We start from the raw sequence: 21714 nt of genomic DNA, 5'->3' as shown, positions 1-21714 counted from the left end.
AACTAGCCACAAAGCCGGATGGGCGCAAGCGGGCGACCCCGCATGCGGCGTTCAGTGCTCGAAGCGCAGCGACAGCGTCTGGCGGTCGCCGCGCCGGCCGAGCACCAGCTTGTCGGCGCGCTTGCTGAGCATGTAGCCCACGAAGCGTGCCACAGTCTGGGCGTCGCCCAGCAGGTCCTCCGGAGAGGGCCGAAGGGTGGGGATTTCCAGTGCCGCGCCCTTGTAGACCAGCACGACGTCGAAATTGTTCTCGTCGAAGCGCGCGACCATTTCCACGCCGTCTTCCGCGACGCCGGTGTCGACCAGCATCTCCGCCGCCTCGGCGACCACGGGGATGGCGGCGGCCACCACATCGCGCCGCGCGCCCCATATGTCGCCCTGCGTCTCGAGGAACTGGGTGGTCAGCGTGAAGGGGTTGTCGTCGGCGGTGACGGGGACGGACGCTTCCTGCCGGATGCCGATGCGGAAGAACAGATTGAGCGCCACCGCGACGGCGGTGGAGACCGAGAGCGGCGATTCCAGGATCGGCTGCATCCAGGCCGGCGTCGCGCGCACCAGCTCGGGCAGCAGCGCCACCGCGAGGCCGGCCAGTACCGACAGGCCGACGGTGAAGATGCGCCGGTCGCTGAGACGGCGGGAGAGGATGAGGTCCATGCCGGCGACGATGAGGAAGGCCGAGGCATAGACCAGGATGGCGCCGATCACCGGCGGCGGGATGATGATGAGCGCGCCGACGAGGCGCGGCGAGAAGGCGGCGAGCAGGATCACCACGCCGGCGGCGATGCCGATGCGCCAGGCGGTGGCGCCGGTGGCGAAGGCCACGCCGATGGCGGCGGAGGAGGAGGCGCTGGCGAATCCCCCGGTCAGCGCCGCGCCCATGTCGGCTACCGTGTTGGCGCGGATGGCGCGCCCGGCCTGCTCCATGTCCGCGCGCCGCCAGTCGGCATCGTCCATGCGCTGCATGGAGACGACGGTGCTGATCATGTCGACGGCGGAGATGATACCGGTGAGGATGGCTGCCGGCAGCAGCGCCCAGGACCAGGCCAGGCCAGGAAAGCCAATGCGCGGCAGGTCGATATAGGCGAGCTGGCCGAAAGTGTCGGCCGGCGCCGGCGCGATGCCGACGACGGCTGCCAGCACCCAGCCGGCGGCGGCGCCGATGGCGACGGCGAACAGCCGCAGCAGCCCGCGCGAGAAGATGGCGAGGGTGATGATGATGAAAACGGTGACGAAGCTCACCAAGGGATAGTTGGGGTCGAGCGCGGCGCCGCCCTCATGCGCCAGCCCGAAGACGCGCCGCAGCGCGGCGGGCGCCAGCGCAACGCCGAGCATGGTGACGGCGACGCCGCAGATCTCCGGCGGAAACACCGCGCGCAGCGCCTTCATGAAGCGGGTCAGCGACAGCTGGGTGAGCGCAGCGACGAGGCTCATGGCGGCATAGAGCGCCGGCCCGCCGGCCGTCAGCGACTGCACGGCGAGCGGCAAATGCGGCGTATTGGGCATCTGGATCAGCAGCATGCCCGCGCCGGGCCGCGGCCGGCATTCGACGATGGTGGCGATGCCCATGAAGATGATGCAGCTGGTGAGCAGGACCTGCGTGTCGTCGAAGCTCAGTCCTGCTTCCTCGGCCGCGACCAGCGGATAGACCAGGAACAGCAGTGCCAGCGTCGCGTGTTGCAGCCCGAGGGCGATGACCGTGCCGATCGGGGGCTTCTCATCGGCGGAATAAACGATGTTGGAAGGCTTGCGCGGCATCGTGGGTGCGAACTCTCGGTCGGCTCTGTCGGGAGGCGGAAGCGGGTCGGGCGGCAGGGATGGAGGCGGCAGGAACGGCGTCTGGGAAAGAACTTTCCGCTGGTACTCGTCCAGCGTCGCGCACCGTGCACGCCGCCAAGGCCAGATCCCCGGGAATCCCCGCGGGCGACTATGGTATTTCGCCGCGCGCGGAGCAAGGCGACGCGGAGCCCGAGCCGCCGTCGCGCGCCGATGAGGCACACGCGGCAGCCTGTACCGGCGGCGCTTCGCGTTCCTGTCTGGTGGAAAGTGCCTGCCGCTCTCGCCGCGCGGAGGCGCGGGTGATAGGCTTGCTGCGTTTCCAACCCGCGAATGGCGAGCGACGAGCCTTCCCCACATGGCCCCTCTACAGGCGCGCCGTCCCCTTCCGCCGGACGATCGGGACCCGGCCCTGCGACCGTCCGCGCTGGCGGCGGGGTCGGCCGCCGCGACGGGTGGCGCCTCGACCCCGGCCATGCAGCAATTCCTGCGGCGGGTCGATCTCACCTCGCTGCGTCTGTTCATCGCCATCGGCGAAGAGGGGGCGCTGACCCGCGCGGCAAACCGCGAGGGCATCGCCACCTCGGCCGTGTCGAAGCGCCTGTCGGATCTCGAGGACATTCTCGGCGTTCCGCTGTTCGACCGGCTGGCGCGCGGCATGGCGCTGACGCCGGCCGGCGAGACCTTGCTGCACCATGCCCGCGTGACCTTGCTGACGATCGAGAAGATGGGAGTCGAGCTCGGCGAATATTCGCTGGGGGTGCGCGGTCATGTGCGCATGCTGGCCAATCTCTCGGCGATCGTGCAGTTCCTTCCCGAAGACCTGCCGTCCTTTCTGGAGAAACACAGCCTGCTGCGTTTCGATTTGCAGGAGCGGCCGAGTTCGGAGGTGGTGCGCGGCATCGAGGAGGGCGCCGCCGATCTCGGCATCTGCGCCGGCGACGCCGAGAGTCGTACGCTCGAAGCCTTCCGCTACCGGCGCGACCGGCTGGTGATCGTTGCTCGCCGCGACCACCCCCTTGCACGGTTCGAGCGGGTCTATTTCGAGGAGACGCTCGATTTCGACCATATCGGGCTGCACGCTGCGAGCTCCATCTATCTGCGTTCGCAATATGCCGCCAGCCTGGCCGGGCGGCGCATCAAGCTGCGCGTGCATGTGCCTGGCTTCGATGCGGTCTGCCGCATGGTGCAGGCCAATATGGGCGTCGGGATCATTCCCGATCGGGCCTTCGATATTCTCGGCAAGAGCATGAAGCTGAAGGCGATTCCGCTGCGCGACAGCTGGGCCCAGCGTCACCTGAAGCTGATCGTGCGCGACGTCCGCGCCCTGCCGCCGCCGGCCCGGCTGCTGCTCGACCATCTCAGCGCCCGCGGGACCTCCGGGGCGCGGCCGCGCCGGCCGGCCGCATGAGCGTTCGCGTTTGGCGAACGGTCTTTGTCCAAAGACTATTGGACCTCGCCTCGCTTTGGACCGATAGAACGCAAAAAAGTGTGTGAGGAACGTCGCCTATGGAAGCTGCCAGCACGGGTCCCGTGGAGGGCCCGCTGTCCGGAATCCGTGTCATCGAGCTCGGCAACCTGATCGCCGCGCCGTTCGCTGCGCGGCTGATGGCGGAATTCGGCGCCGAGGTGATCAAGGTCGAGGCGCCGGGCGAGGGCGACCCGCTGCGCAAGTGGCGCAAGCTGCACAAGGGCACCTCGCTCTGGTGGTATCTCCAGTCGCGCAACAAGAAATCCGTTGCGGTGAACCTGCGCCTGCCCGAGGGGCAGGAGGTGGTGCGCCGCCTTGTGCGCGACGCGGACGTGCTGATCGAGAATTTCCGCCCCGGCACGCTGGAGCGCTGGGGTCTCGGCTGGGACGCACTGAAGGCGATCAATCCCAAGCTGGTCATGGTGCGCATCTCCGGCTTCGGCCAGGATGGCCCTTATCGCGAGCGGCCCGGCTTCGGCGCGGTGGGCGAGGCGATGGGGGGCATGCGCTTCACCACCGGCGATCCCGACCGGCCGCCGGCGCGCACCGGCATTTCCATCGGTGATTCACTGGCGGCGCTGCATGCGGTGATGGGCGCGCTGATGGCGCTGCTCGCCATCAAGTCCGGCCGCGGCACGGGCCAGGTGGTGGACGTCTCGCTCTATGAGAGCGTGTTCAACATGATGGAGAGCCTGGTTCCCGAATATGACGTGTTCGATTTCGTGCGTGCCCGCTCCGGCGGCTCGCTGCCGGGCATCGCACCGTCCAATTCCTACCCGACCGCTGAGGGCACCTATGTCATCGTCGCCGGCAATGGTGACGGCATCTTCAAGCGGCTGATGGGCGCGATCGGCCGCGACGACCTCGCCAATGATCCGCGCCTCGCCTCCAATGACGGCCGGGTGGCGCATGTCGAGGAGATCGACGGCGTCATCACCGAATGGACCCGCCGGCATTCGCTCGACGAGGTGACGGCCGCGCTCGATGCCGCCGAGGTGCCGAACGGGCGCATCTATTCGGTCGCCGATATCGTCGCCGACCCGCAATATCTGGCCCGCGACATGATCCTGCCCTCGACCCTGCCGGACGGCACGCCGGTGAAGCTGCCGGGCATCGTGCCCAAGCTCTCCGACACACCCGGCGCGGTGAACTGGCTGGGACCCAGGCTCGGCGAGCACACGGCCTCCGTCCTCGCCGATCTCGGCTATGGGCGCGAGGAGATCGACGCGCTGGTGGCGAGCGGCGCGATTGCGCGGGGAGACGCGGCATGAGTTCCGGGAGCTTTCCCGCCCGCGTGTTCATCCAGGAAGTGGTGACGCGCGATGGCTTGCAGATCGAGCCGCGCTTCCTGCCGACCGCCGACAAGATCGCGCTGATCGATGCGCTGTCCGACACCGGCGTCGCCAAGATCGAGGTAACGTCCTTCGTCTCGCCGAAAGCCGTACCGAACCTCGCCGATGCGGCCGAGGTGGCGCGCGCGATCACGCGGCGGCCGGGCGTGACCTATGTCGCACTGGTGCCGAATCTGCGCGGCGCCGAGGCAGCTCTGGACGCGAAGATGGACGAGCTCAACCTCGTCATGTCGGTCAGCGAGACGCACAATCTCGCCAATATGCGCATGACGCCGGCGCAGTCGCTGGAAGGCTTCCGCGCCATCGTCGCCGCGGCGACGGGGTCGGGCGCCCGCCTCAACGGCTCCATCGCCACCGCCTTCGGCTGCCCGTTCGAAGGCGCGCAGCCCGCCGGCAAGGTGCTGGCGCTGGCGGAGGCCTATCTCGAGGCGGGAATGAACTCCGTCACGCTGGCCGATACGACCGGCATGGCGAACCCCCGGCAGGTGGCGGAGCTGGTCGCGGCATTCCGAAAGCGCTTCGGCGGCGTGGAACTGACGCTGCATTTCCACAATACGCGCGGCATGGGCCTCGCCAATGTGCTGGCGGCGCTTGGGGAGGGGGCGGAGCGCTTCGACGCCTCGCTGGGCGGCATTGGCGGCTGCCCCTTCGCTCCCGGCGCCACCGGCAACATCTCCACCGAGGATCTCGTCCACATGCTGGAGGAGATGGGCGTGCCGACCGGTGTCGACCTTGCGCGCCTGCTGGAACTGGCGCGGGCGCTGCCGGCTCTGCTAGGCCATGACATACCGGGGCAAGTGGCCAAGGCCGGCCGGAGTGGGGACCTGCATCCCGCGCCGACGGGCCTCAAGGCCGCGTCCTGAAACGATAAGATGGGAGAAGACACATGGAAACCGCCCTGCGGCGACCGAGCGATGCGGCGGCCGTTTCCGGTGCCGTGCCGCTGGCCGTCGCGCTCGACGATGTGAGCATCAGCTTCGCCATCAAGGGCCGGCCGGTGTTCAAGGCGGTGGCGCCGACCTCGCTGCATGTGCGCGAAGGCGAGTTCGTCGCCATTGTCGGCCCGACCGGCTGCGGCAAGTCCACCCTGCTCAATGCCACGGCCGGGCTGCTCCAGCCGGCAGGCGGCACCGTCTCGATCTTCGGCGAGAGGCTGGAGGGGCTGAACGCCAAGGCGGGCTACCTGTTCCAGCAGGACGCGCTGATGCCGTGGAAGAGCGCGCTCGACAATGTGGCGATCGCGCTGGAGATCGGCGGCACCCGCCGCACTGAGGCGCTGGCGCAGGCGCAGGACTGGCTGAAAAAGGTCGGCCTCGCCCGCTTCGGCGACCGCTACCCGCACCAGCTCTCCGGCGGCCAGCGCAAGCGTGTGGGCCTGGCGCAGGTGCTGGTGCGGCATCCGAAGATCTTGCTGATGGACGAGCCCTTCGGGCCGCTCGATGCTCAGACGCGGCAGATCATGGGCACGCTGCTGCTGAACCTGTGGGCGCAGGACCGCAAGGCGGTGATGTTCGTCACCCATGACCTGGAAGAGGCCATCGCGCTGTCCGACCGCGTCGTCATCATGGCGGCGGGGCCGGAATCGCGCATCATCGGCGATTTCCCGATCAACCTCGACCGCCCGCGCGACACCGCCGACATCCGGCTCGACCCGCGCTTCCACCAGCTGCACCGCGACATCTGGAGCCAGCTCAAGGCCGAAGTGGTCAAGACCTATGGGGAGGACATGACGTCGTGAAGATTCACCCCGCCAAACTCCTGCTGTTGCAGATCCTCGTCGCCGTCGCCGTGCTCGCCATCTGGCAGGTCGGCGCGACGGTGCCCATAGGCGGCGACTACCTGCTGCCCGAATTCTTCTTCTCCAAGCCGTGGGACGTGCTCTCACGCGTCGTCGCGCTGTTCGTCACCGGCACGATCTGGAAGCATCTCTGGATCACGCTGACCGAGACCGTGCTGGCCTTCGTCATCGGCTCGGTGGGCGGCGTCGTCATCGGTTTCTGGTTCGCCCGCAAGCCTGTCGTGGCGGCGGTGTTCGACCCCTATGTGAAGATGGCCAATGCCCTGCCGCGCGTGGTGCTGGCGCCGATCTTCATGCTGTGGCTCGGCCTCGGCATCTGGTCGAAAGTGGCGCTGGGAGTGACGCTGGTGTTCTTCATCGTGTTCTTCAACGTCTATCAGGGCGTGAAGGAGGTGAGCCCCGTCGTACTCGCCAATGCCCGCATGATGGGGATGAACGAGCGCCAGCTGTTCCGCAACGTCTACTGGCCCTCCGCCATGTCGTGGATGTTCTCCTCGCTGCACACCGCCGTCGGCTTCGCGCTGGTGGGTGCGGTGGTCGGCGAATATCTCGGCTCGTCGGCCGGGCTGGGCTACCTCATCCATCAGGCCGAAGGCGTGTTCGATGTGACCGGCGTGTTCGCCGGCATGTTCATCCTCGCCGCCTTCGTGCTTGTCATCGACTGGTTCGTCACGCGGATCGAACAGCGCCTTCTCGTCTGGCGCCCACAGTCCGCCAGCGAGCAGAACTGAGACCTATCCAAAAAAGAAATGGGAGGAATGACATGAAGATGCGTACCTTGTTGCTGGCCGCGAGCCTGCTGTTTCCCGCGCTTGGCGCGGCGCAGGCGGCCGATGTCGAAAAGCCGAACCTGACCATCGGCGTCGGCGGCAAGCCGCTGCTGTACTATCTCCCGCTCACTCTGGCGGAGCGGCTCGGCTACTTCAAGGACGAGGGGCTCAACGTCGAGATCAACGATTTCGGTGGCGGCGCCAAGTCGTTGCAGGCGCTGATCGGCGGCTCGGTGGACGGCGTGACCGGCGCCTATGAGCACACGATCCGGATGCAGCAGAAGAAGCAGGATATTCGCGCCGTGATCGACCTCGGCCGCTATCCCGGTATCGTGCTGGCGGTGCGCAAGTCCGAGGCCGACAAGGTCAAGACGGTCGCCGACCTCAAGGGCAAGAATATCGGCGTGACGGCGCCGGGTTCCTCCACCCACATCCTGGTGCAGTACGCCTTCGCCAAGGCCGGGCTGAAGCAGGACGACGCCTCCTTCATCGGCGTGGGCAGCGGCGCTTCGGCCGTGGCAGCGATGCAGAAGGGCGAGATCGACGCCATCTCGCATCTCGACCCGGTCATCTCCAAGCTGGAAGACCTCGGCCTGATCAACGTGCTGATCGACACCCGCACGACGGAAGGCACCGAGAAGCTGTTCGGCGGCATGAACCCGGCGGCTGTGCTCTACCTCAAGGAGAGCTTCATCAAGGAGAATCCGAAGACGGTGCAGGCGCTGACCAATGCCTTCTACCGCACGCTGAAATGGCTGGAGACGGCGACGCCCGAACAGGTGGCGGCGACGGTGCCGGAAGAGTACTGGCTGGGCGACAAGGCGCTCTACATCCAGGCGTTCAACGCCTCGCGCCAGTCCTACTCGACCGATGGCAACATTGACGCGTCGAGCATGAAAAGCGCGCTCAACCTGCTGACCACCACGGATCCGAGCTTCGATGGCGGCGCCATCGACCTCTCCAAGACCTTCGACGGCTCTTTCCTCGCCAAGGCTAAGGCGAAGTGAGCCTGCCGGTCTGAGGGCGAGAAAATCGACAAAGGGCAGCGCTCACGGCGCCGCCCTTTTGCGTCGGAGCCTGGGAAACGAACCCGCCCCGCTCCGCAGGAACGGTCAACGGTTCCGGAACATGCGGTCGCGGCAGCGATAGCCGACGAAGCACTCGTTCTGGTCGGACGTCTGCACCCAGGCTGGAACAGTCGTCTGGTCCACTTCGCAATAGCGCTGGTTGGCGACATAGCGATCATACAGATTGGGGCCGGTGGCGATCACCACCCCACCTTGCTGGCGAACGAGAGCGGTGGCGGCAGCGCAGGTCATGTTGAGCGAGTTCGGTAGCGACTGCGCGAGTGCCGGCGTGGCCAGAAAGACGAGAGCGAGCGGCAGGAGGACGGTACGCATGGGAAAGCCTCGCGCGGGGTTCACAACGGTATTGTAGACGCACTGGCGCCAGCGCCCAGTCAACAGCACGTGCGCGTCCCGCCCGTACGCCGCGATGCTTCGATCGCGCAGGCTGCGGGCGGCCCGCCGCATCATTTGGCGTTCGGGTTCGGCACCTCGCCGCGTTCGGCCTTCAGCCGGGCGATCTCGGCACGGATGGGCGCGAACGGGCCATAGCGATGCTGCGCCAGCGGGAAATCGTCGGCATAGGGCCCATAGGGTGCATCCACCGGCTTCAGCAGCAGATCGGGAAAGTCGCCATCGAGGCCGGCCAGTCGGGGGCGCGGCTGCGAAACGACATGGGCCGCCACATCCCACGCGTCTTCGGGCGCCAGCGTCGGGGCGACCCAGGACGTTCCGTTCGGCATGTTGTCGTGGACGAAGTTCGCCAGCGTGATCAGCCGCGCCGCGCCGGCACCGTCGTTGAAGCTGTCCGGCCCCCACAGAGGCGGTACGGCATAGCCCATTTCCGGCCGCGCCTCGTTGCGCCGCACGCCCAGCCCGTCGCGGCGATGGCAGTCGGCGCAGAGGCGGGCATAGACCTGCGCGCCGCGCGACGGATCGGCCGCACGCGCCAGCTCGGGCATCGTCCCGGCCGCGCCGCCGACGATGGCGGCATCCGAGGGAATGTTGGTGGAAAGCACCTTGAGATAGGCAAGGATCGCCTGCATCGGGCGCGCCTGCGCCGGCATGGGCCGACCGTTCAGGCTGCGCCTCATGCACTGGTTCACCCGGTCGAAGATCGAGCTGACCTCGCCGGCCCGCGTGCTGTAGGCGGGATAGTCGGCGGAGGCGGCCACCAGCGGCAGGCCGAACTTCTTCAGGCCATCCTGGAGGTGGCAGTTGGCGCAGGCGAGATTATTGCCGGCGAAGCGGGCGGCGGGATCGGCGACGGCCGGGCCGATATGGGCGTAGGTCGCCTCGACCATGGAACGCCCATAGCGCGCGAGCCGGCCGAATTCGTCGTCCGGCAACTGGTCGAGGGCTGGCACGTCCCACAGCACGATCTTCGCGGGTTCGGTCGGGGCGGGCTGTGCGAGGGCAAGTGCCGAGGGAAGGACCAAGGCTGCGGCGAAGGCCGCGACCGGACCGCCGCGCCTGAAGCCGAACCATGCCATGCGACCGCTCCCCTTCACGCCCTGCCCGGCACTGCTGTTATCGCAGGCGCACGCTCAATGCTTCATCGCGGTCGGCAGATCCAGCCGGAAGCTGGCAATGCCGGCGCTTTCCACCACGGCGCGGAACTCGGCATAGGCGTCGCCATCGCTCACGAACAGGTCTTCCCAGACGGTCGCGCCGCCGTCGCTGTCCACGACCTCAAGCGCCCACCCCGCCGTGCTGCCGGGCGCGCGGAAGATATGGACCTCCACCGTCTCGCCATCCTGCGTGACTTGGCCGCTGAGCGGCGAGTATTCGATGGCGGGGTCGTCGTCCCTGGTCATGCGCTCTCTCCGACAGAAATCAGCGACCGGAGGCCGATCCGCTGCTGTTTCCCGATGCATAGCACGTCGCGGCCCCTTCTTCGCGGGCGGCCCGATGAGGCGACCTAAAGCCCCGCGGCTTTGCGCAGCGCCGCGTTGATCCGCTCCTGCCAGCCGGGACCCTCTTCCTGGAAGTGTTCCAGCACATCTCGGTCGAGGCGCAGGGAGACCTGCTCCTTCGCATTCGGCACCGGAGGAGCCTTCGGCGCCGGCGGTTCGACCACCGGTTTGGTGGTGGCGCTCTTGAACGCGGCTTCGGCCGCATCGCGGGCGGAGCCGAGAGGGCGGCGCGTTGTCGGGCTGCGCATGGGCATGCGTTCCTGCTGTGTCGGGGGGGCGCCAGGGCCTCCGGCCGATCCGGACTCGCTCTTGGCTAGCGGGCGCGGAGGGGAGGGGTCAAGAGGCGCCGTGGTGCGCCGGGTCCGAACAACTCGCCCATAAACAAAAAGGCCGGGCTGAACCCGGCCTTTCCCTACCGCTTCGACGATCCTGCCGGTACATCCGCGGTCAGGCTCGGTAGCGATGATCATTGAATAGCGGCGACCTGTGACGGTGTCGTGACCGGCATCCGGTCTTCATCCCGGCGATGCAATCGGCTTCACTCATTGAAGCAGTGCGCGCGATGCCAGCGCAGGAAGTGCGGATGCGGGCGCTCGAATGCGGTCAGGGCAATAGCGCACCCCCTCCGGTCCGGACGCCATCGACACAGGCGGAGAGATCTAAGAGGTCGAGTCTAGTCGATGTAACGACGCGGGAGGGTCTTTCCGATGGTGGGAAACAGCTCGTGCGTCGACATCCTCCATTGTTCTGCCAGTTCCTCAAGCTGGATGGCGACGTCGCCGGAACGGCCGAGGAGGACCACCTCGTCGCCGACCTGCGCGTCCGGCACATCCGTCAGGTCCACGCGCAGCAGTTCGGAGTGCGACGGGCCGAGCAGCGGAACCCGCCTTCCGCGGATCAGCACTGTTGCGTTCTGTGGCATGGACTTCGGATAGCCATCGCTCCAGCCGAAGGGAATGAGCCCCAAGCGCATGTTCGGGCGGAGCCTCAAAAAGGGTGCACGGACGAGATCATCCTTCGGCGCGAGTGCCCGCACCATGACGAGCCGGCTTTTCAATCCCACCAGCGCGGGCTTCCAGCTCGCGTGCCGCTCGGCCACCGACTGGAACGACATGCCGACCACAAGCCGCCCCGGATCCACCGCGTTCAGATCCGCGTTCGGATGGCCCAGGACGATCGCCGAGCTGGAGGCCATGCGGATTGGCACCTCGATGCCTTCCGCCTCGATGGCGGCAAGCGCGCGCTGGATGGCGTTGAGCTGGGCGATGGTATAGGGCTCGTCATCGAAGCCGTAACTCGTCATCGGATGGCCGTAGACGCCGGCCAGGCGAAGATGACGGCTGTCCGTGATCGCGCGCGCAATCGCCGCCGCCTCGTGCGGGAAGGCGCCGGCCCGCAAGCCCCCGCCGTCGATCTTCAGGAAAACCGGCAGGCGGTGGCGAGCCGCGCGATCCCAGAGCGCAACGTCCTCCAGTGTGGAGAGCGTGGGCATCAGGTCGGCCTGTTCCAGCAGGGGAGCGCTGTCGGGCAGGCAGGTGGGATAGAGCAGGATCGGGCGTTTGATGCCTGCGGCGCGGCAGGCGAGGGCGCTGTCTATGTTGCCGAAAGCGAAGCCGTCGACGCCTTCCGCCTCGGCGCGCCGCGCCACCTCCGCCGCGCCGCAGCCGCTCGCATCGCCTTTGAGGCACATATAGATCGCGACGGCCGGCCCGATGAGATGGCGCAGCTGGCGCACATTGTGGGAGACGGCGCCGAGATCGATTTCGCACCAGGTCGGGCGCAGGGGGGCGGACATTGACGTGAAATCCCGGGCGGATGAGGGCGCGCTCACAGCCGGTTCCCCGCGCGGTAGCGCTGCATGAAGCTGCGCAGGCGTTCGTGATCCGGCGCTTCGAAAATGGCCTCGGGCGCGCCGCTTTCGATCAGCCGGCCATCCGCCATGAAGGCGACCGAGGTCGACACCTCGCGTGCGAACGCCATTTCATGGGTCACGATCATCATCGTGATGCCGTCGGCGGCCAGCGAGGTGATGACATCGAGCACCTCGCCCACCAGCTCCGGGTCGAGGGCGGAGGTCACTTCATCGAGCAGAAGCAGGCGGGGCTGCATGGTCAGCGCCCGGGCGATCGCTACCCGCTGCTGCTGGCCGCCTGAAAGCTCGGCAGGATAGCGGTGGCGCTTGTCGGCAAGGCCCACCCGCTCGAGAAGGGCGAGCGCGCGCTCGCGCACCGGACCCGGGGCCTCACCATGAACGCGGCGCGGCGCCACGGTGAGATTCTCCAGCACGTCGAGATGCGGGAACAGGTTGTAGTGCTGGAACACCATGCCGACCTGAGCCCGAAGTGCCGCGATCTGTCGGTCCGACTTGCGGCGGCGTCGACCATCGGGCATCGACTCGATGCCGACGCTTTCGCCGGCGATGGAGATCAGGCCCTGCTCATAGGTTTCGAGGTAGTTCACGCAGCGCAGAAGCGTGGTCTTGCCCGACCCGCTGGGGCCGATGAGGGAGAGCACGTCCCCTGCGGCGACGGTGAGGCTGACCTCCTTGAGGACTTCGACCGGGCCAAACGACTTACCCACGCGGTCGATGACGACCAGCGGCGCGGGGGTAGCGGGGGGGATGAGGTCAGACATAGCGCATCTTCTTTTCGACATGGCGTCCGATCTGCGAGATTGAGAAGCAGATCACGAAATAGAACGCGGCGACGGCTAGGTAGGCGGGAAGTATTTCCATGGTCCGCTCGCCGATCTCGCGTCCGGCCGCGACCAGTTCCCAGCCGCCGATGGCGGAAACCAGCGACGTGTTCTTCACCGCGACCAGAGCCACGTTCAGGAAGGGCGGGAGGCTGAGGCGCCGCGCCTGCGGCAGGATCACGATGGTGAACAGCTGAAAGCGCCGCATGCCCAAAGCCCGGCCGGCATCCCACTGCATGCGCGGGACCGCGGCCAGCGCCGCCCGGAACACCTCCGCCGCATAGGCGGCGAAGTACAGACCGCCGATCAGCACCACGACCAGCCAGAGCGGCAGGTCGAGGCCCAGATAGGGCAGGCTGAAATAGCTGCCGATCAGCAGCACCAGCAGCGGCACGCCGCGTGCCACCAGCCCATAGGCTGCCGCCAGAAGACCCAGAGGCCTCCAGCCATAGAGATGGAGCAGGGCCAGCAGCATGCCGGCGACGGTGGCGACGGCGATCATCCCGAATGACAGGCCGATCGTTACCAGCGCGCCCTGCGCGAGATACAGCGCGGAGGAGGTCAGCATGGTCGGCGTCATTACGAGACCCTCGCCGGATAGCGCCATTCGGCGAGCTTCAGCACGCCAGCGACGCCTGCGCTGATGGCGAGGTAGATCAGGGCGACCGTCGCGAAGGTCTCGTAGGGCGCGGCGCTGCGGTCCAGCAGCAGCTTGCTGGCCTGGGTCAGTTCGGCGACCGCGATGGTCGAGGCGACCGAGGTGTCCTTGATGATGATGATGAACTGGTTGCCGAGCGGCGGCAGGACGCGGCGAAGCGCCTGCGGCAGCAGGATGACCCTCAGCGCCATGCCGGGCATCATGCCCAGCGCCAGCGCCGCCTCCCGCTGGCGCGGATGGATCGAGTCCAGCCCCGCGCGGTAGATTTCGCCGATATAGGCGCTGTTTTGCAGTGACATCGCCAGCACGGCGGAGGTGAATGCCGACATCTGCACGCCCAGCGTCGGCAGGCCAAAATACAGCACGAAGATCTGCACAAGGATGGGCGTGTTGCGCATGATCTCGACAAAGCCGGTGCCGACATAGCGGAGCGGCGCATAGCGGCTCATGCGCAGGAAGGCCGCCACACCGCCACCGAGCGTGGCGCCGAGCAGGGCGCCGATGGCGAGGGCGACGGTCATCGCCGCCCCCTCCATCAGCAGAGGTGCATTGTTGAGGATAAAGGCGAAATCCATGGACGGACGCTCTTCCGGCCGTCAGTTCTGGTTGAACGGCCGCTGAGGCGGCGGCTCCTTGCCGAACCACGTCTTGTACAGCGCCGCATATTCGCCGTAGCGCGAGCCGTTGACGTATTCGCGCACGATGGTGTCGAGCGCCAGCCAGAGCGGGAAGTCGCCAGGCTTCATGAAGATGGCGTTGTTGTTGATGGTGCCGAGCGAGCCGTCGAGCACCACGAACTCATCGCCATTGTGCCCGACGAAGAAGTTCGCCGCCGCCGAATCCGCCTGCCAGGCGGTCGAGCGGCCGCTCTTCAGTGCCAGCGCAGCGGCGCTGTCGGTGTCGAAGAAGATGGCCTTTGCCTTCGGCGCGTATTTCTTGGCGCGGTCGACCATGGCCGCGCTGTTGGTCGAGCCCAGCACCACGTTCTCATTGTCAAGATCCGCCAGTGTCTTGATCGGCGAGCCCTTCGGCACCACGACGAGCGTGCTCGAATCGATATAGGGCCGGGTGAAGGCGAGGCGTACCGCGCGGTCGGGATAGATCGTGGCGGTGGAGATGCCGAAATCCGCCTTGCCGGACAGCACGGCGGGGAAGCGGCCATCGACGGTGGTGGTCATCAGCTCGATCTTGTCGGGATCGCCGACCAGCGCCTTGGCCATCAGCCGGGCGAACTCGACCTCGAAGCCGGTGTGCCTGCCGTTCTCGTCGACGAAGCCGTTGGGGCGGGCCGTGGACGAAACAGCGACGATCACCTTATCGCGCTTGACGATGGTATCAAGGCGGGATTCCTGCGCGGCAGCGACGTTCAGGCTCAGGCCGATGGCGAGCGCGACCAGTCCGCCGGCGAGGCGTGACGTACGATGGAACATGGTTTTTCCTCTGGTTATGCGGAGGAGAAGACCATGTTGCAGTGCGATCGGAAAACGAATAATCCCGTAGCTAAGCATCGCTAATTTCGATGCTCGGCTTGGTCTTGCGTGAGGTGATCGCCGGAGATGCTGCGCGAAATCGAAACCTTCCTGGCGGCCGTTCGCTACGGCACCTTCACCGAGGCCGGCGAGCGCATCGGGCTGACGCAATCGGCGGTCAGCGAGCAGATCCGACGGCTAGAGGACTTTGTCGGCTACCGCCTGTTCTTCCGAACGGGCCGCTCCGCAACGCTGAACGCCGATGGGCAGGATCTGGTGCCGCTGGCCGATCAGGTCATGTCGCTGGTCGCGGAGATGCGCCGACGCCATGCGGTTTCCGAAATCCGCACCACCTTGCGTGTAGGTACGGTCGCCTCGCTGCATAGTGGGCTCGTCGCCCGCAGCATGCTGGCGTTCCATCGGGTGTTTCCCAAGGTGACCCTGCGCTCCATGCGCGGCGAGGACGACCTGCTCGGGCAGGTCGAGCGCGAGGAACTTGATCTTGCGGTGATGATCCAGCCTTCCGGTGAGTTGCCCGGCAACGTCGTGTGGCACCATTTGCTCACGAAACCCTTCGTGCTCATCGCGCCAGCGGCGGTGAACGCGGCTGACTGGCGCGAGGCGATGGTCGGGCAGCCGCTGCTGCGCTACGATCGCTCGACCATCAGCGGTCGCAGGATCGACGCCTTTCTGGAGCGGACGGGTACGGCGGTCGCCGACAATATCTGGATCAACTATCTTGATACGATGATCGCGCTTGTCAGCGAGGGCATGGGGGTCGCGCTAATCCCCCATTCCGATCTCGGCGCGGCGTCAGAGCGCGTCCGGGTCTTCTCCCTTGGGGAGGACGCGTTCCACCGGCACATCGGCGCCTTCACCCGGCGCAGCGGCGCCTCGCGGGAGGCCGAGGCCTTCCTCTCCCTGTTGCGGGAGGAGGCGGGGCGGGAGGTTGGTGCGTTGCGTTGACCCCGCTCGCGGAGCGGCGAAGCTGCGCGCGAGTTCGTCTGCGAGGAATTGCTGGCGCTCGTTCAGCTTGTAACCGCGCCGCCAGAACACGACGTAATGATAGACCGCGCTCGGCTCGAACGGGCGCGTGATCAGGCCGAAGCGGCAATATTCGCGCGCGATGACTTCATTGGTGACGGACACCCCGATGCCGGCGGCCACGAAGCCCGCATCGTGGCCGGTCGCATCGAACTCCACGGCGATGTTCGGCTCGACGCCCATGTAGCGCAGCGAATTGACGTTCATCTGATGGGCCGAGAACTGCGGATCGATGTCGACGAGCGCCTCGGAGACCAGATCCTCCGCGACCACCAGGTCCTTCTGCTCGAAGCGATGTCCGGGATAGATCAGGCAGACGTTGCGGGCGGTCGCGACCGGGCGCCACTCGAACACATTGCCGTCGAGCGGCAGGCGGGAGAGGCCGAGATCGGCTCGCCCGTTGAGCACGTGCTCAGCAGTCTGCGGGTAGCTGCCGGAATGCAGGTGCACCGAACAGCCGGGATAGTGCGCGCGCAGGGCGCTAAGTGCGCGTGGGAGTAGTTCAAAGCAAAAGATGCCCGGCGCCGCGAGCCCCACCGCCGTGGGCTCCTGGCCCTTCAGCGCCGCAATCGACTTGCCGACCTTGTCCAGGCTGGCAAAGGCGACCTCGATGTCGCGGAGCAGCTCCCATGCCTGATGGGTCGGCACCAGCCGGTTCTTTTCGCGCAGGAAGAGCGGAAAGCCCAGCGTCGCTTCCAGCTGCTTGATGTGCTGGCTGACGGCCGGCTGGCTGACCTTCAACAGCCGCGCGGCATAGCGGGCCGAACCGGTCCGCAGAACCTCCCGGAGGATTTGCAACTGCCGCAGTTTGACGTCGGCACTGGGCTGGTCAGGCACGTCGGTGGCTTTCGTGAGGAAGGATGGAAGGCATAATCTTGACTTAAGCCAAAAGCGCAAGAAGGCGGCGGGCTGCCCGAGGGTGATTTAGGTCGATCCAGCATTTCGAAGCCCCGCGCGCTGTGAACTGAGAGGCGGATGATAAGTAACGCTTATCGAAATTATTCTCAGCTTATAAATTGACGCCGATATAGGCAGGGTTGTTTTCTGACCACGCCGGCCGCTCGCGGGCCTCGGGCCGGCCGTCTCGCCCCCGAGGCGCGCGAACGCGATGCCCAGGCCGGACGCACGATGCAGACAGCAATCGACATTCATTCGGAAGACCCCCTTCGCGGGCACGCGGCGGTGACCGCCTCATTGCGCGCCGAGAATGTGCACAAGACGCTGGGCACGCATCCGGTTCTGCGTGGGGTCAGTCTCGCGGCCTATCCCCATGAGGTCATCTCGGTGATGGGGGCCAGCGGCTCGGGCAAGAGCACCTTGCTGCGCTGTCTCAACCTGCTCGAAGTGCCTGACAGCGGCGAGATCTGGTTCCGCGACGAGAAGCTCGATATCCGGCCGCCTTCCGGTCGCAACAGCGCGCGCATCGGAGATGCGCGCCAGGCGCGTCGCGTGCGGGCCTCGCTGGGCATGGTGTTCCAGAGCTTCAATCTCTGGCCGCACAAGACCGCGCTGGAGAATGTTGCGGAAGGGCCGCTCCATGTGCGCGGGCTGGCGCGCCGGGCGGCCGTTGAAAGCGCCGAGCACTATCTGCGCAAGGTGGGGTTGATCGAGCGACGCGACCATTACCCCCACCACCTGTCCGGCGGCCAACAGCAACGGGTCGCCATCGCACGCGCGCTCGCCATGGAGCCGGAGGTACTGCTGTTCGACGAGCCAACCTCGTCGCTCGATCCGGAACTGACTGGCGAGGTGCTGCGCACGATCCAGGGCCTCGCGGAGGAGGGGCGCACCATGATCCTCGTGACCCACGAGCTTTCCTTCGCCCGCGAGGTGTCCAGCCGCGTCGCCTTCATGCAGGGCGGGCGGATCGAGGAAGAAGGCCCTCCCGATGAGGTGTTGTCCCGTCCGGCCTCGGCGGGGCTGCGCCGTTTTCTCGATCCGGTTTGTTGAGGAGGTGTTGGCGATGGGAGGTTTTGAGGAACAGTTCCTGCGCGGTCTGGAGACGACGGTGCTGGTGGCCGCCATCAGCGGCGCCTTCGGCATGCTGGTGGGGCTTGCCGGCGCGGCGGCAAAGCTGTCGCGCTTCCGCGCGCTGCGAATGGTCGCCGATGCCTACACCACCATCGTGCGTGGCGTGCCGGAGCTGCTGGTCATTCTCCTCGTCTATTTCGGTGGCAGCGCCGCGCTCACCGCGCTGGTCGGCTCCTATGTCGAGGTCAGCGCGCTGTGGGCGGGGGTCTTCAGCCTGACCGTGGTGTTCGGCGCGTATGCCACTGAGATTTTCCGAGGGGCAATCCAGGCCATTCCGCGCGGGCAAACTGACGCCGCGCTGTCGATCGGATTGGCGCCCTGGCAGACGTGGCTGCTGGTTATCCTGCCCCAGATGGCACGGATCGCGCTTCCCGCTCTGTGCAATCTCTGGATTTCGCTGCTCAAGGACACGTCGCTCATCTCGATCGTCGGTCTCTCCGACATCATGCGCGTCGCCGTGGTCGGTGCCGGTTCGATGCGCGATCCGCTGACCTTCTATCTCGCGGCGTCGGCGCTCTACCTGATGCTTACCAGCGTTTCCCTGCTGACATTCCGTCTTGTCGAGCGCCGCGTGCTCGCCCCGGTACATTGAGGGTTACGCTATGGATATCGCCCTCATCGCCGAGAGCATCGAGACCCTGCTGGGCGGCGTCGTGCTGACGCTGGAGGTCACCATTCTGTCGCTCCTCATCGGCTTCGTCCTGTCCGTGCCGCTGGCCTTCATGCGGGCCTCCCGCTCGCAATGGCTGTCGTTGCCGGTGCTCTGCTACACGTATGTCTTCCGCGGAACGCCGCTGCTCGTGCAGCTGTTCCTGATCTATTACGGGCTCGGCCAGCTCGCCTTCGTGCGCGAAAGCTTCCTGTGGCTGCTGTTCCGCGATCCGTTCTATTGCGCGCTGCTGGCCTTCTCGCTGAACAGCGCGGCGTACAGCATCGAAGTGTTCCGGGGCGGCATTCAGTCCGTGCCGCCGGGGCTCGTCGAAGCGGCACAGGCGATCGGCCTGGCGCCCACCAAGATCCGCCTGCGGATCGTGTTCCCGCTGGCCTTCCGCACAGTGCTGCCATCCTATGCCAACGAAGTGGTCGGCATGATCAAGGCGAGTTCCCTCGCCAGCACGGTCACACTGCTGGAGATCACCGGACTGGCGCGAAAGCTGGTGTCGGAGACGTTCGCTCCCTACGAGGTCTTCATCGCCGCCGGCGCGATCTATCTCGGCCTGACGTTCCTGGCCTCGCGGCTGTTCAATCTCATCGAACTCCATCTCTCCGGGGCGCCCCCGGACAAGGCGCGCCTCCCGTGGTTGCTGAAGCTGCGGCAGGCGCTCTGACCGGCCACGCCGCCGTCGCCTCCATTCCACCGACACCAACCGCCGCTTGCCCGGCGGCACGCCCCCGCATGCCTTTCCAGAGGAGACACATATGAAAAACCTCATGCTTGCCCTTGCCCTCGCCACCACGATGGGACTGGCGCCCGCCCTCGCGCAGGAACCGATGAAGGTCACCATCGCGACGGAGGGCTCTTCGCCGCCCTGGAACTCCACCGACTCCACCGGCAAGCTGATCGGTTTCGACGTCGATCTTGGCTATGAGCTGTGCCGCCGCATGGGCGCGACCTGCACTTTCGTCGCGCAGGACTGGGACGGCATCATTCCCGCCCTCACGGTCGGCAAGTACGACGCCATCATGGGCGGCATGTCGATCACCGAGAAACGGAAGAAGACGATCGATTTCTCGTCCCCCTATGCGGTGGGCTTCAACCAGATCGTCATGCGCAAGGGCCTCGGCCTGCCGCCGACCGATGCCAAGGCGAAGCTGAACCTTACCCAGATGGACGCGTCCAAGCAGGCGACCATCGACACGCTGCGCACCGCGCTGAGCGGGCGGACGCTGGGCGTGCTGCGCTCGTCCAACTCCGAGGTCGTGGTGAACGAGCTGTTCGGCAAGGTCGCGACCATCCGCAGCTACGATACCAACGAGAACATGACCATGGACGTCGCCGCCGGCCGGGTCGACGGCACGCTGGCGGACTACTTCGTCCTCAAGACCTTCCTTGAGAGCAAGGATGGCGACGTGGCCGAATTCTACGGTCCCATGCTCAATGGCGGCCCGTGGGGCCCCGGCGCGGGGATCGGCATCCGCAAGAGCGACCCGCAGTTGAAGGTCGCCTTCGACAAGGCGATCGCGAGTGCCAATGAGGACGGAGCCATCAAGGCTCTGACCGAGAAGTGGTTCGGCATGGACATGTCACCTCCGAAGTAGCCCTCCGGATCGCCGCGGCGATGCGTCTGCCGGCGTCGCCGCCTTCCTCCCTGCCGTCCTCCTGTGAAAGAACACCGTGTCATGTCCAAGCCGTTCACCCTCGCCGTGACGGGGCAATCCCTCATCCATCATGATGTGCGGGAGGCTACCGAGCCCGGTTTCGTCCACGTGGTCGAAACCCTGCGGCGCGCCGATGTCGCCTTCACCAATTTCGAGGGCTGCATCTATGGCCGGCACGAAGGCTGGCCGCTCAAGGGGTTCTACTTCGGCTCGTCCGGCCCCGAGGTGCTCGATGCGTTGAAGGCCATCGGCTTCAACGTGCTGTCGTTGTCGAACAATCACGCCTTCGATCTCGGCCCTTCCGGCATCCTGTCGACGCTGGAAGAGGTCGGCTCGCGCGGCTTCCTGCACGCGGGGATCGGCATCGACCGGGCCGACGCCGAGAGCGCCGGCATCGCGCAACTAGGCGGACGCGAGGTCGCGCTGGTGGCGATGGATGCGGGCCCCGGTCCGGACAACATGTATGCCGACGACGCGGGCAGGGATCGCCCGGCGCGCCCCGGCGTGAACCGGCTGCGCGTGAAGCGGATTTTCGAGCTGGACCCCGCCCGGATCGAACCCCTGCGGGAGATCCAGCACCTGTTTGAGAGTTCACCGCTGGAACGGGCGAATTACGCGCAGCCCAATGACCGTCCCTCGGTCGCGGCGGATGAGATCGACTTCTGGGGCACGATCTTCCGCGAGGCCGCCGCGCCCTGCCGCCGCATCGTCGTGGACGAGGACAGTGCCTGCCTTCAGCTCGACGCGATACGCCGCGCTGCGACCGGCGGCGCCTTCGTGATCGCCTATCTGCACCAGCATCACTGGGAGCCGAGCTGGCAGAACGTGCCGGCGTGGGTCGTCGATTTCGCGCATCGCTGCGTCGACGCTGGAGCTGGCGCCTTCGTCGGCCATGGAGCTCCCGTGCTGCAGGCGATCGAGATCTACAAGGGGGCGCCGCTGTTCTACGGCCTCGGCAATTTACTCTTTCACCTGAAGGAGGGGCAGAAGGAGTGGAGCCCGCCTGAGGTCTGGAAGAGTGTGGTCGCCACCTGCCATTTCGATAAGGACGACAGGGTGGCGGCCATCGATCTGCTCCCCGTGGTCCTCGGCGGGGAGCAGCGGCTCGGTGCAGACGACTATCACAGCCGATTGCTGCCGATCCCGGCGCAAGGAGATTTAGCGCAATCGATCTTGAGTGATCTTCAGCGGCGGTCGGCCCCTTACGGAACCGAGGTCGATGCAAAACGCGGGTGGATCACGGCAGCGTCTGCTCTGTCGGCAATATGACCGATATGGCCGTCACCGGTCCGCTGTCGCGAAACAAGGGGCGTCGACCTGGCGCCAGAAAGCGACCTTGCCAAGCACGCGTCTGA

At 66.5% G+C, this 21714-nt stretch carries 22 protein-coding genes and 1 pseudogene; 12 read left to right on the top strand and 11 right to left on the bottom strand.

The genetic code is table 11. The features are described 5' to 3' along the window. Positions 1-51 precede the first annotated feature (51 nt). The gene (locus ACO2RV_RS18830; RefSeq protein ID WP_423295761.1) at positions 52-1755 is read right to left on the bottom strand and encodes a uracil-xanthine permease family protein; all 1704 of its coding nucleotides are present in this window, start codon (positions 1753-1755) and stop codon (positions 52-54) included. A 376-nt stretch (positions 1756-2131) separates the two neighbouring features. Here ACO2RV_RS18830 and ACO2RV_RS18825 point away from each other — a divergent pair, with 376 nt between their 5' ends. The 6 genes from ACO2RV_RS18825 to ACO2RV_RS18800 all read left to right on the top strand — a co-directional run bounded on the left by ACO2RV_RS18825 (position 2132) and on the right by ACO2RV_RS18800 (position 8171). Then, positions 2132-3184, top strand: coding sequence for a LysR family transcriptional regulator (locus ACO2RV_RS18825; RefSeq protein ID WP_423295760.1), 1053 nt, complete (start codon positions 2132-2134; stop codon positions 3182-3184). Positions 3185-3282: 98 nt separating this feature from the next. Then, positions 3283-4515 carry a CaiB/BaiF CoA transferase family protein gene (locus ACO2RV_RS18820; RefSeq protein WP_423295759.1) on the top strand — a complete coding sequence of 411 codons (1233 nt, stop codon included), beginning with the start codon at positions 3283-3285 and terminating at the stop codon, positions 4513-4515. Continuing rightward, on the top strand, positions 4512-5459 hold the full coding sequence (locus ACO2RV_RS18815) for a hydroxymethylglutaryl-CoA lyase (RefSeq protein ID WP_423295758.1): 948 nt from the start codon (positions 4512-4514) through the stop codon (positions 5457-5459). The genes ACO2RV_RS18820 and ACO2RV_RS18815 overlap by 4 nt, the downstream gene beginning before the upstream one ends. A 23-nt stretch (positions 5460-5482) precedes the next feature. After that, positions 5483-6334, top strand: a complete 852-nt coding sequence (locus tag ACO2RV_RS18810) for an ABC transporter ATP-binding protein (RefSeq protein ID WP_423295757.1) — start codon at positions 5483-5485, stop codon at positions 6332-6334. A 2-nt stretch (positions 6335-6336) separates the two neighbouring features. Beyond that, positions 6337-7125 carry an ABC transporter permease gene (locus ACO2RV_RS18805; RefSeq protein WP_423295824.1) on the top strand — a complete coding sequence of 263 codons (789 nt, stop codon included), beginning with the start codon at positions 6337-6339 and terminating at the stop codon, positions 7123-7125. Between the two features lie 32 nt (positions 7126-7157). After that, positions 7158-8171 carry an ABC transporter substrate-binding protein gene (locus ACO2RV_RS18800; protein WP_423295756.1) on the top strand — a complete coding sequence of 338 codons (1014 nt, stop codon included), beginning with the start codon at positions 7158-7160 and terminating at the stop codon, positions 8169-8171. A gap of 105 nt (positions 8172-8276) precedes the next feature. Here ACO2RV_RS18800 and ACO2RV_RS18795 read toward each other — a convergent pair whose 3' ends face one another. The 9 genes from ACO2RV_RS18795 to ACO2RV_RS18755 all read right to left on the bottom strand — a co-directional run bounded on the left by ACO2RV_RS18795 (position 8277) and on the right by ACO2RV_RS18755 (position 14926). Continuing rightward, complete coding sequence (locus tag ACO2RV_RS18795) at positions 8277-8564, bottom strand: hypothetical protein (RefSeq protein WP_423295755.1); 288 nt, start codon at positions 8562-8564, stop codon at positions 8277-8279. A gap of 131 nt (positions 8565-8695) precedes the next feature. Beyond that, on the bottom strand, positions 8696-9721 hold the full coding sequence (locus ACO2RV_RS18790) for a c-type cytochrome (protein WP_423295754.1): 1026 nt from the start codon (positions 9719-9721) through the stop codon (positions 8696-8698). 54 nt (positions 9722-9775) lie between these two features. Beyond that, positions 9776-10045, bottom strand: a complete 270-nt coding sequence (locus ACO2RV_RS18785; RefSeq protein ID WP_423295753.1) for a hypothetical protein — start codon at positions 10043-10045, stop codon at positions 9776-9778. Positions 10046-10149: 104 nt separating this feature from the next. Then, positions 10150-10392 carry a BrnA antitoxin family protein gene (locus tag ACO2RV_RS18780; RefSeq protein WP_423295752.1) on the bottom strand — a complete coding sequence of 81 codons (243 nt, stop codon included), beginning with the start codon at positions 10390-10392 and terminating at the stop codon, positions 10150-10152. Positions 10393-10817: 425 nt separating this feature from the next. Then, the gene (gene alr, locus ACO2RV_RS18775) at positions 10818-11939 is read right to left on the bottom strand and encodes an alanine racemase (protein ID WP_423295751.1); all 1122 of its coding nucleotides are present in this window, start codon (positions 11937-11939) and stop codon (positions 10818-10820) included. 32 nt (positions 11940-11971) lie between these two features. After that, positions 11972-12778, bottom strand: coding sequence for an amino acid ABC transporter ATP-binding protein (locus ACO2RV_RS18770; RefSeq protein WP_423295750.1), 807 nt, complete (start codon positions 12776-12778; stop codon positions 11972-11974). After that, positions 12771-13406, bottom strand: coding sequence for an amino acid ABC transporter permease (locus ACO2RV_RS18765; protein ID WP_423295749.1), 636 nt, complete (start codon positions 13404-13406; stop codon positions 12771-12773). Before ACO2RV_RS18765 ends, ACO2RV_RS18770 begins: the two co-directional genes overlap by 8 nt. Before the next feature lie 11 nt (positions 13407-13417). Further along, the gene (locus tag ACO2RV_RS18760; protein ID WP_423295748.1) at positions 13418-14071 is read right to left on the bottom strand and encodes an amino acid ABC transporter permease; all 654 of its coding nucleotides are present in this window, start codon (positions 14069-14071) and stop codon (positions 13418-13420) included. A 21-nt stretch (positions 14072-14092) separates the two neighbouring features. Further along, positions 14093-14926, bottom strand: coding sequence for a transporter substrate-binding domain-containing protein (locus tag ACO2RV_RS18755; RefSeq protein ID WP_423295747.1), 834 nt, complete (start codon positions 14924-14926; stop codon positions 14093-14095). Positions 14927-15052: 126 nt separating this feature from the next. Here ACO2RV_RS18755 and ACO2RV_RS18750 point away from each other — a divergent pair, with 126 nt between their 5' ends. After that, on the top strand, positions 15053-15931 hold the full coding sequence (locus ACO2RV_RS18750; RefSeq protein WP_423295746.1) for a LysR family transcriptional regulator: 879 nt from the start codon (positions 15053-15055) through the stop codon (positions 15929-15931). A gap of 33 nt (positions 15932-15964) precedes the next feature. On the opposite strand, the pseudogene ACO2RV_RS18745 reads toward ACO2RV_RS18750, so the two are convergent. Then, positions 15965-16846: pseudogene (locus tag ACO2RV_RS18745) on the bottom strand (LysR family transcriptional regulator); the annotation flags it as partial. A gap of 291 nt (positions 16847-17137) precedes the next feature. On the opposite strand from ACO2RV_RS18745, the gene ACO2RV_RS18740 reads away from it, so the two are divergent. From ACO2RV_RS18740 to ACO2RV_RS18720, 5 genes are all read left to right on the top strand, one after another. Further along, the gene (locus tag ACO2RV_RS18740; protein ID WP_423295745.1) at positions 17138-17959 is read left to right on the top strand and encodes an ATP-binding cassette domain-containing protein; all 822 of its coding nucleotides are present in this window, start codon (positions 17138-17140) and stop codon (positions 17957-17959) included. A 13-nt stretch (positions 17960-17972) separates the two neighbouring features. Further along, positions 17973-18632, top strand: a complete 660-nt coding sequence (locus ACO2RV_RS18735) for an ABC transporter permease (protein ID WP_423295744.1) — start codon at positions 17973-17975, stop codon at positions 18630-18632. Between the two features lie 10 nt (positions 18633-18642). After that, positions 18643-19368 (top strand): ABC transporter permease, encoded by a 726-nt coding sequence (locus tag ACO2RV_RS18730; protein ID WP_423295742.1) that lies wholly within the window; start codon positions 18643-18645, stop codon positions 19366-19368. A 91-nt stretch (positions 19369-19459) separates the two neighbouring features. Then, the gene (locus ACO2RV_RS18725) at positions 19460-20299 is read left to right on the top strand and encodes a transporter substrate-binding domain-containing protein (protein ID WP_423295741.1); all 840 of its coding nucleotides are present in this window, start codon (positions 19460-19462) and stop codon (positions 20297-20299) included. 81 nt (positions 20300-20380) lie between these two features. Then, positions 20381-21628, top strand: coding sequence for a CapA family protein (locus tag ACO2RV_RS18720; RefSeq protein ID WP_423295740.1), 1248 nt, complete (start codon positions 20381-20383; stop codon positions 21626-21628). The last annotated feature ends 86 nt before the right edge of the window (positions 21629-21714 follow it).

This window comes from Ancylobacter sp. VNQ12, from assembly GCF_049445835.1.
In the GTDB taxonomy this organism is placed as follows: Bacteria; Pseudomonadota; Alphaproteobacteria; order Rhizobiales; family Xanthobacteraceae; genus Ancylobacter.
Note: the sequence above shows the minus strand (reverse complement) of the source record. Positions and strands in the feature narration are given on the sequence as shown.

Coding starts and splice junctions, on each gene's coding strand:
- ACO2RV_RS18720 (WP_423295740.1), top strand. CDS start 20,381: ATGTCCAAGCCGTTCACCCTCGCCGTGACGGGGCAATCCCTCATCCAT.
- ACO2RV_RS18765 (WP_423295749.1), bottom strand. CDS start 13,406: ATGCTGACCTCCTCCGCGCTGTATCTCGCGCAGGGCGCGCTGGTAACG.
- alr (WP_423295751.1), bottom strand. CDS start 11,939: ATGTCCGCCCCCCTGCGCCCGACCTGGTGCGAAATCGATCTCGGCGCC.
- ACO2RV_RS18830 (WP_423295761.1), bottom strand. CDS start 1,755: ATGCCGCGCAAGCCTTCCAACATCGTTTATTCCGCCGATGAGAAGCCC.
- ACO2RV_RS18785 (WP_423295753.1), bottom strand. CDS start 10,045: ATGACCAGGGACGACGACCCCGCCATCGAATACTCGCCGCTCAGCGGC.
- ACO2RV_RS18795 (WP_423295755.1), bottom strand. CDS start 8,564: ATGCGTACCGTCCTCCTGCCGCTCGCTCTCGTCTTTCTGGCCACGCCG.
- ACO2RV_RS18780 (WP_423295752.1), bottom strand. CDS start 10,392: ATGCGCAGCCCGACAACGCGCCGCCCTCTCGGCTCCGCCCGCGATGCG.
- ACO2RV_RS18770 (WP_423295750.1), bottom strand. CDS start 12,778: ATGTCTGACCTCATCCCCCCCGCTACCCCCGCGCCGCTGGTCGTCATC.
- ACO2RV_RS18730 (WP_423295742.1), top strand. CDS start 18,643: ATGGATATCGCCCTCATCGCCGAGAGCATCGAGACCCTGCTGGGCGGC.
- ACO2RV_RS18725 (WP_423295741.1), top strand. CDS start 19,460: ATGAAAAACCTCATGCTTGCCCTTGCCCTCGCCACCACGATGGGACTG.
- ACO2RV_RS18800 (WP_423295756.1), top strand. CDS start 7,158: ATGAAGATGCGTACCTTGTTGCTGGCCGCGAGCCTGCTGTTTCCCGCG.
- ACO2RV_RS18815 (WP_423295758.1), top strand. CDS start 4,512: ATGAGTTCCGGGAGCTTTCCCGCCCGCGTGTTCATCCAGGAAGTGGTG.
- ACO2RV_RS18735 (WP_423295744.1), top strand. CDS start 17,973: ATGGGAGGTTTTGAGGAACAGTTCCTGCGCGGTCTGGAGACGACGGTG.
- ACO2RV_RS18740 (WP_423295745.1), top strand. CDS start 17,138: ATGCAGACAGCAATCGACATTCATTCGGAAGACCCCCTTCGCGGGCAC.
- ACO2RV_RS18825 (WP_423295760.1), top strand. CDS start 2,132: ATGGCCCCTCTACAGGCGCGCCGTCCCCTTCCGCCGGACGATCGGGAC.
- ACO2RV_RS18820 (WP_423295759.1), top strand. CDS start 3,283: ATGGAAGCTGCCAGCACGGGTCCCGTGGAGGGCCCGCTGTCCGGAATC.
- ACO2RV_RS18755 (WP_423295747.1), bottom strand. CDS start 14,926: ATGTTCCATCGTACGTCACGCCTCGCCGGCGGACTGGTCGCGCTCGCC.
- ACO2RV_RS18760 (WP_423295748.1), bottom strand. CDS start 14,071: ATGGATTTCGCCTTTATCCTCAACAATGCACCTCTGCTGATGGAGGGG.
- ACO2RV_RS18790 (WP_423295754.1), bottom strand. CDS start 9,721: ATGGCATGGTTCGGCTTCAGGCGCGGCGGTCCGGTCGCGGCCTTCGCC.
- ACO2RV_RS18750 (WP_423295746.1), top strand. CDS start 15,053: ATGCTGCGCGAAATCGAAACCTTCCTGGCGGCCGTTCGCTACGGCACC.
- ACO2RV_RS18810 (WP_423295757.1), top strand. CDS start 5,483: ATGGAAACCGCCCTGCGGCGACCGAGCGATGCGGCGGCCGTTTCCGGT.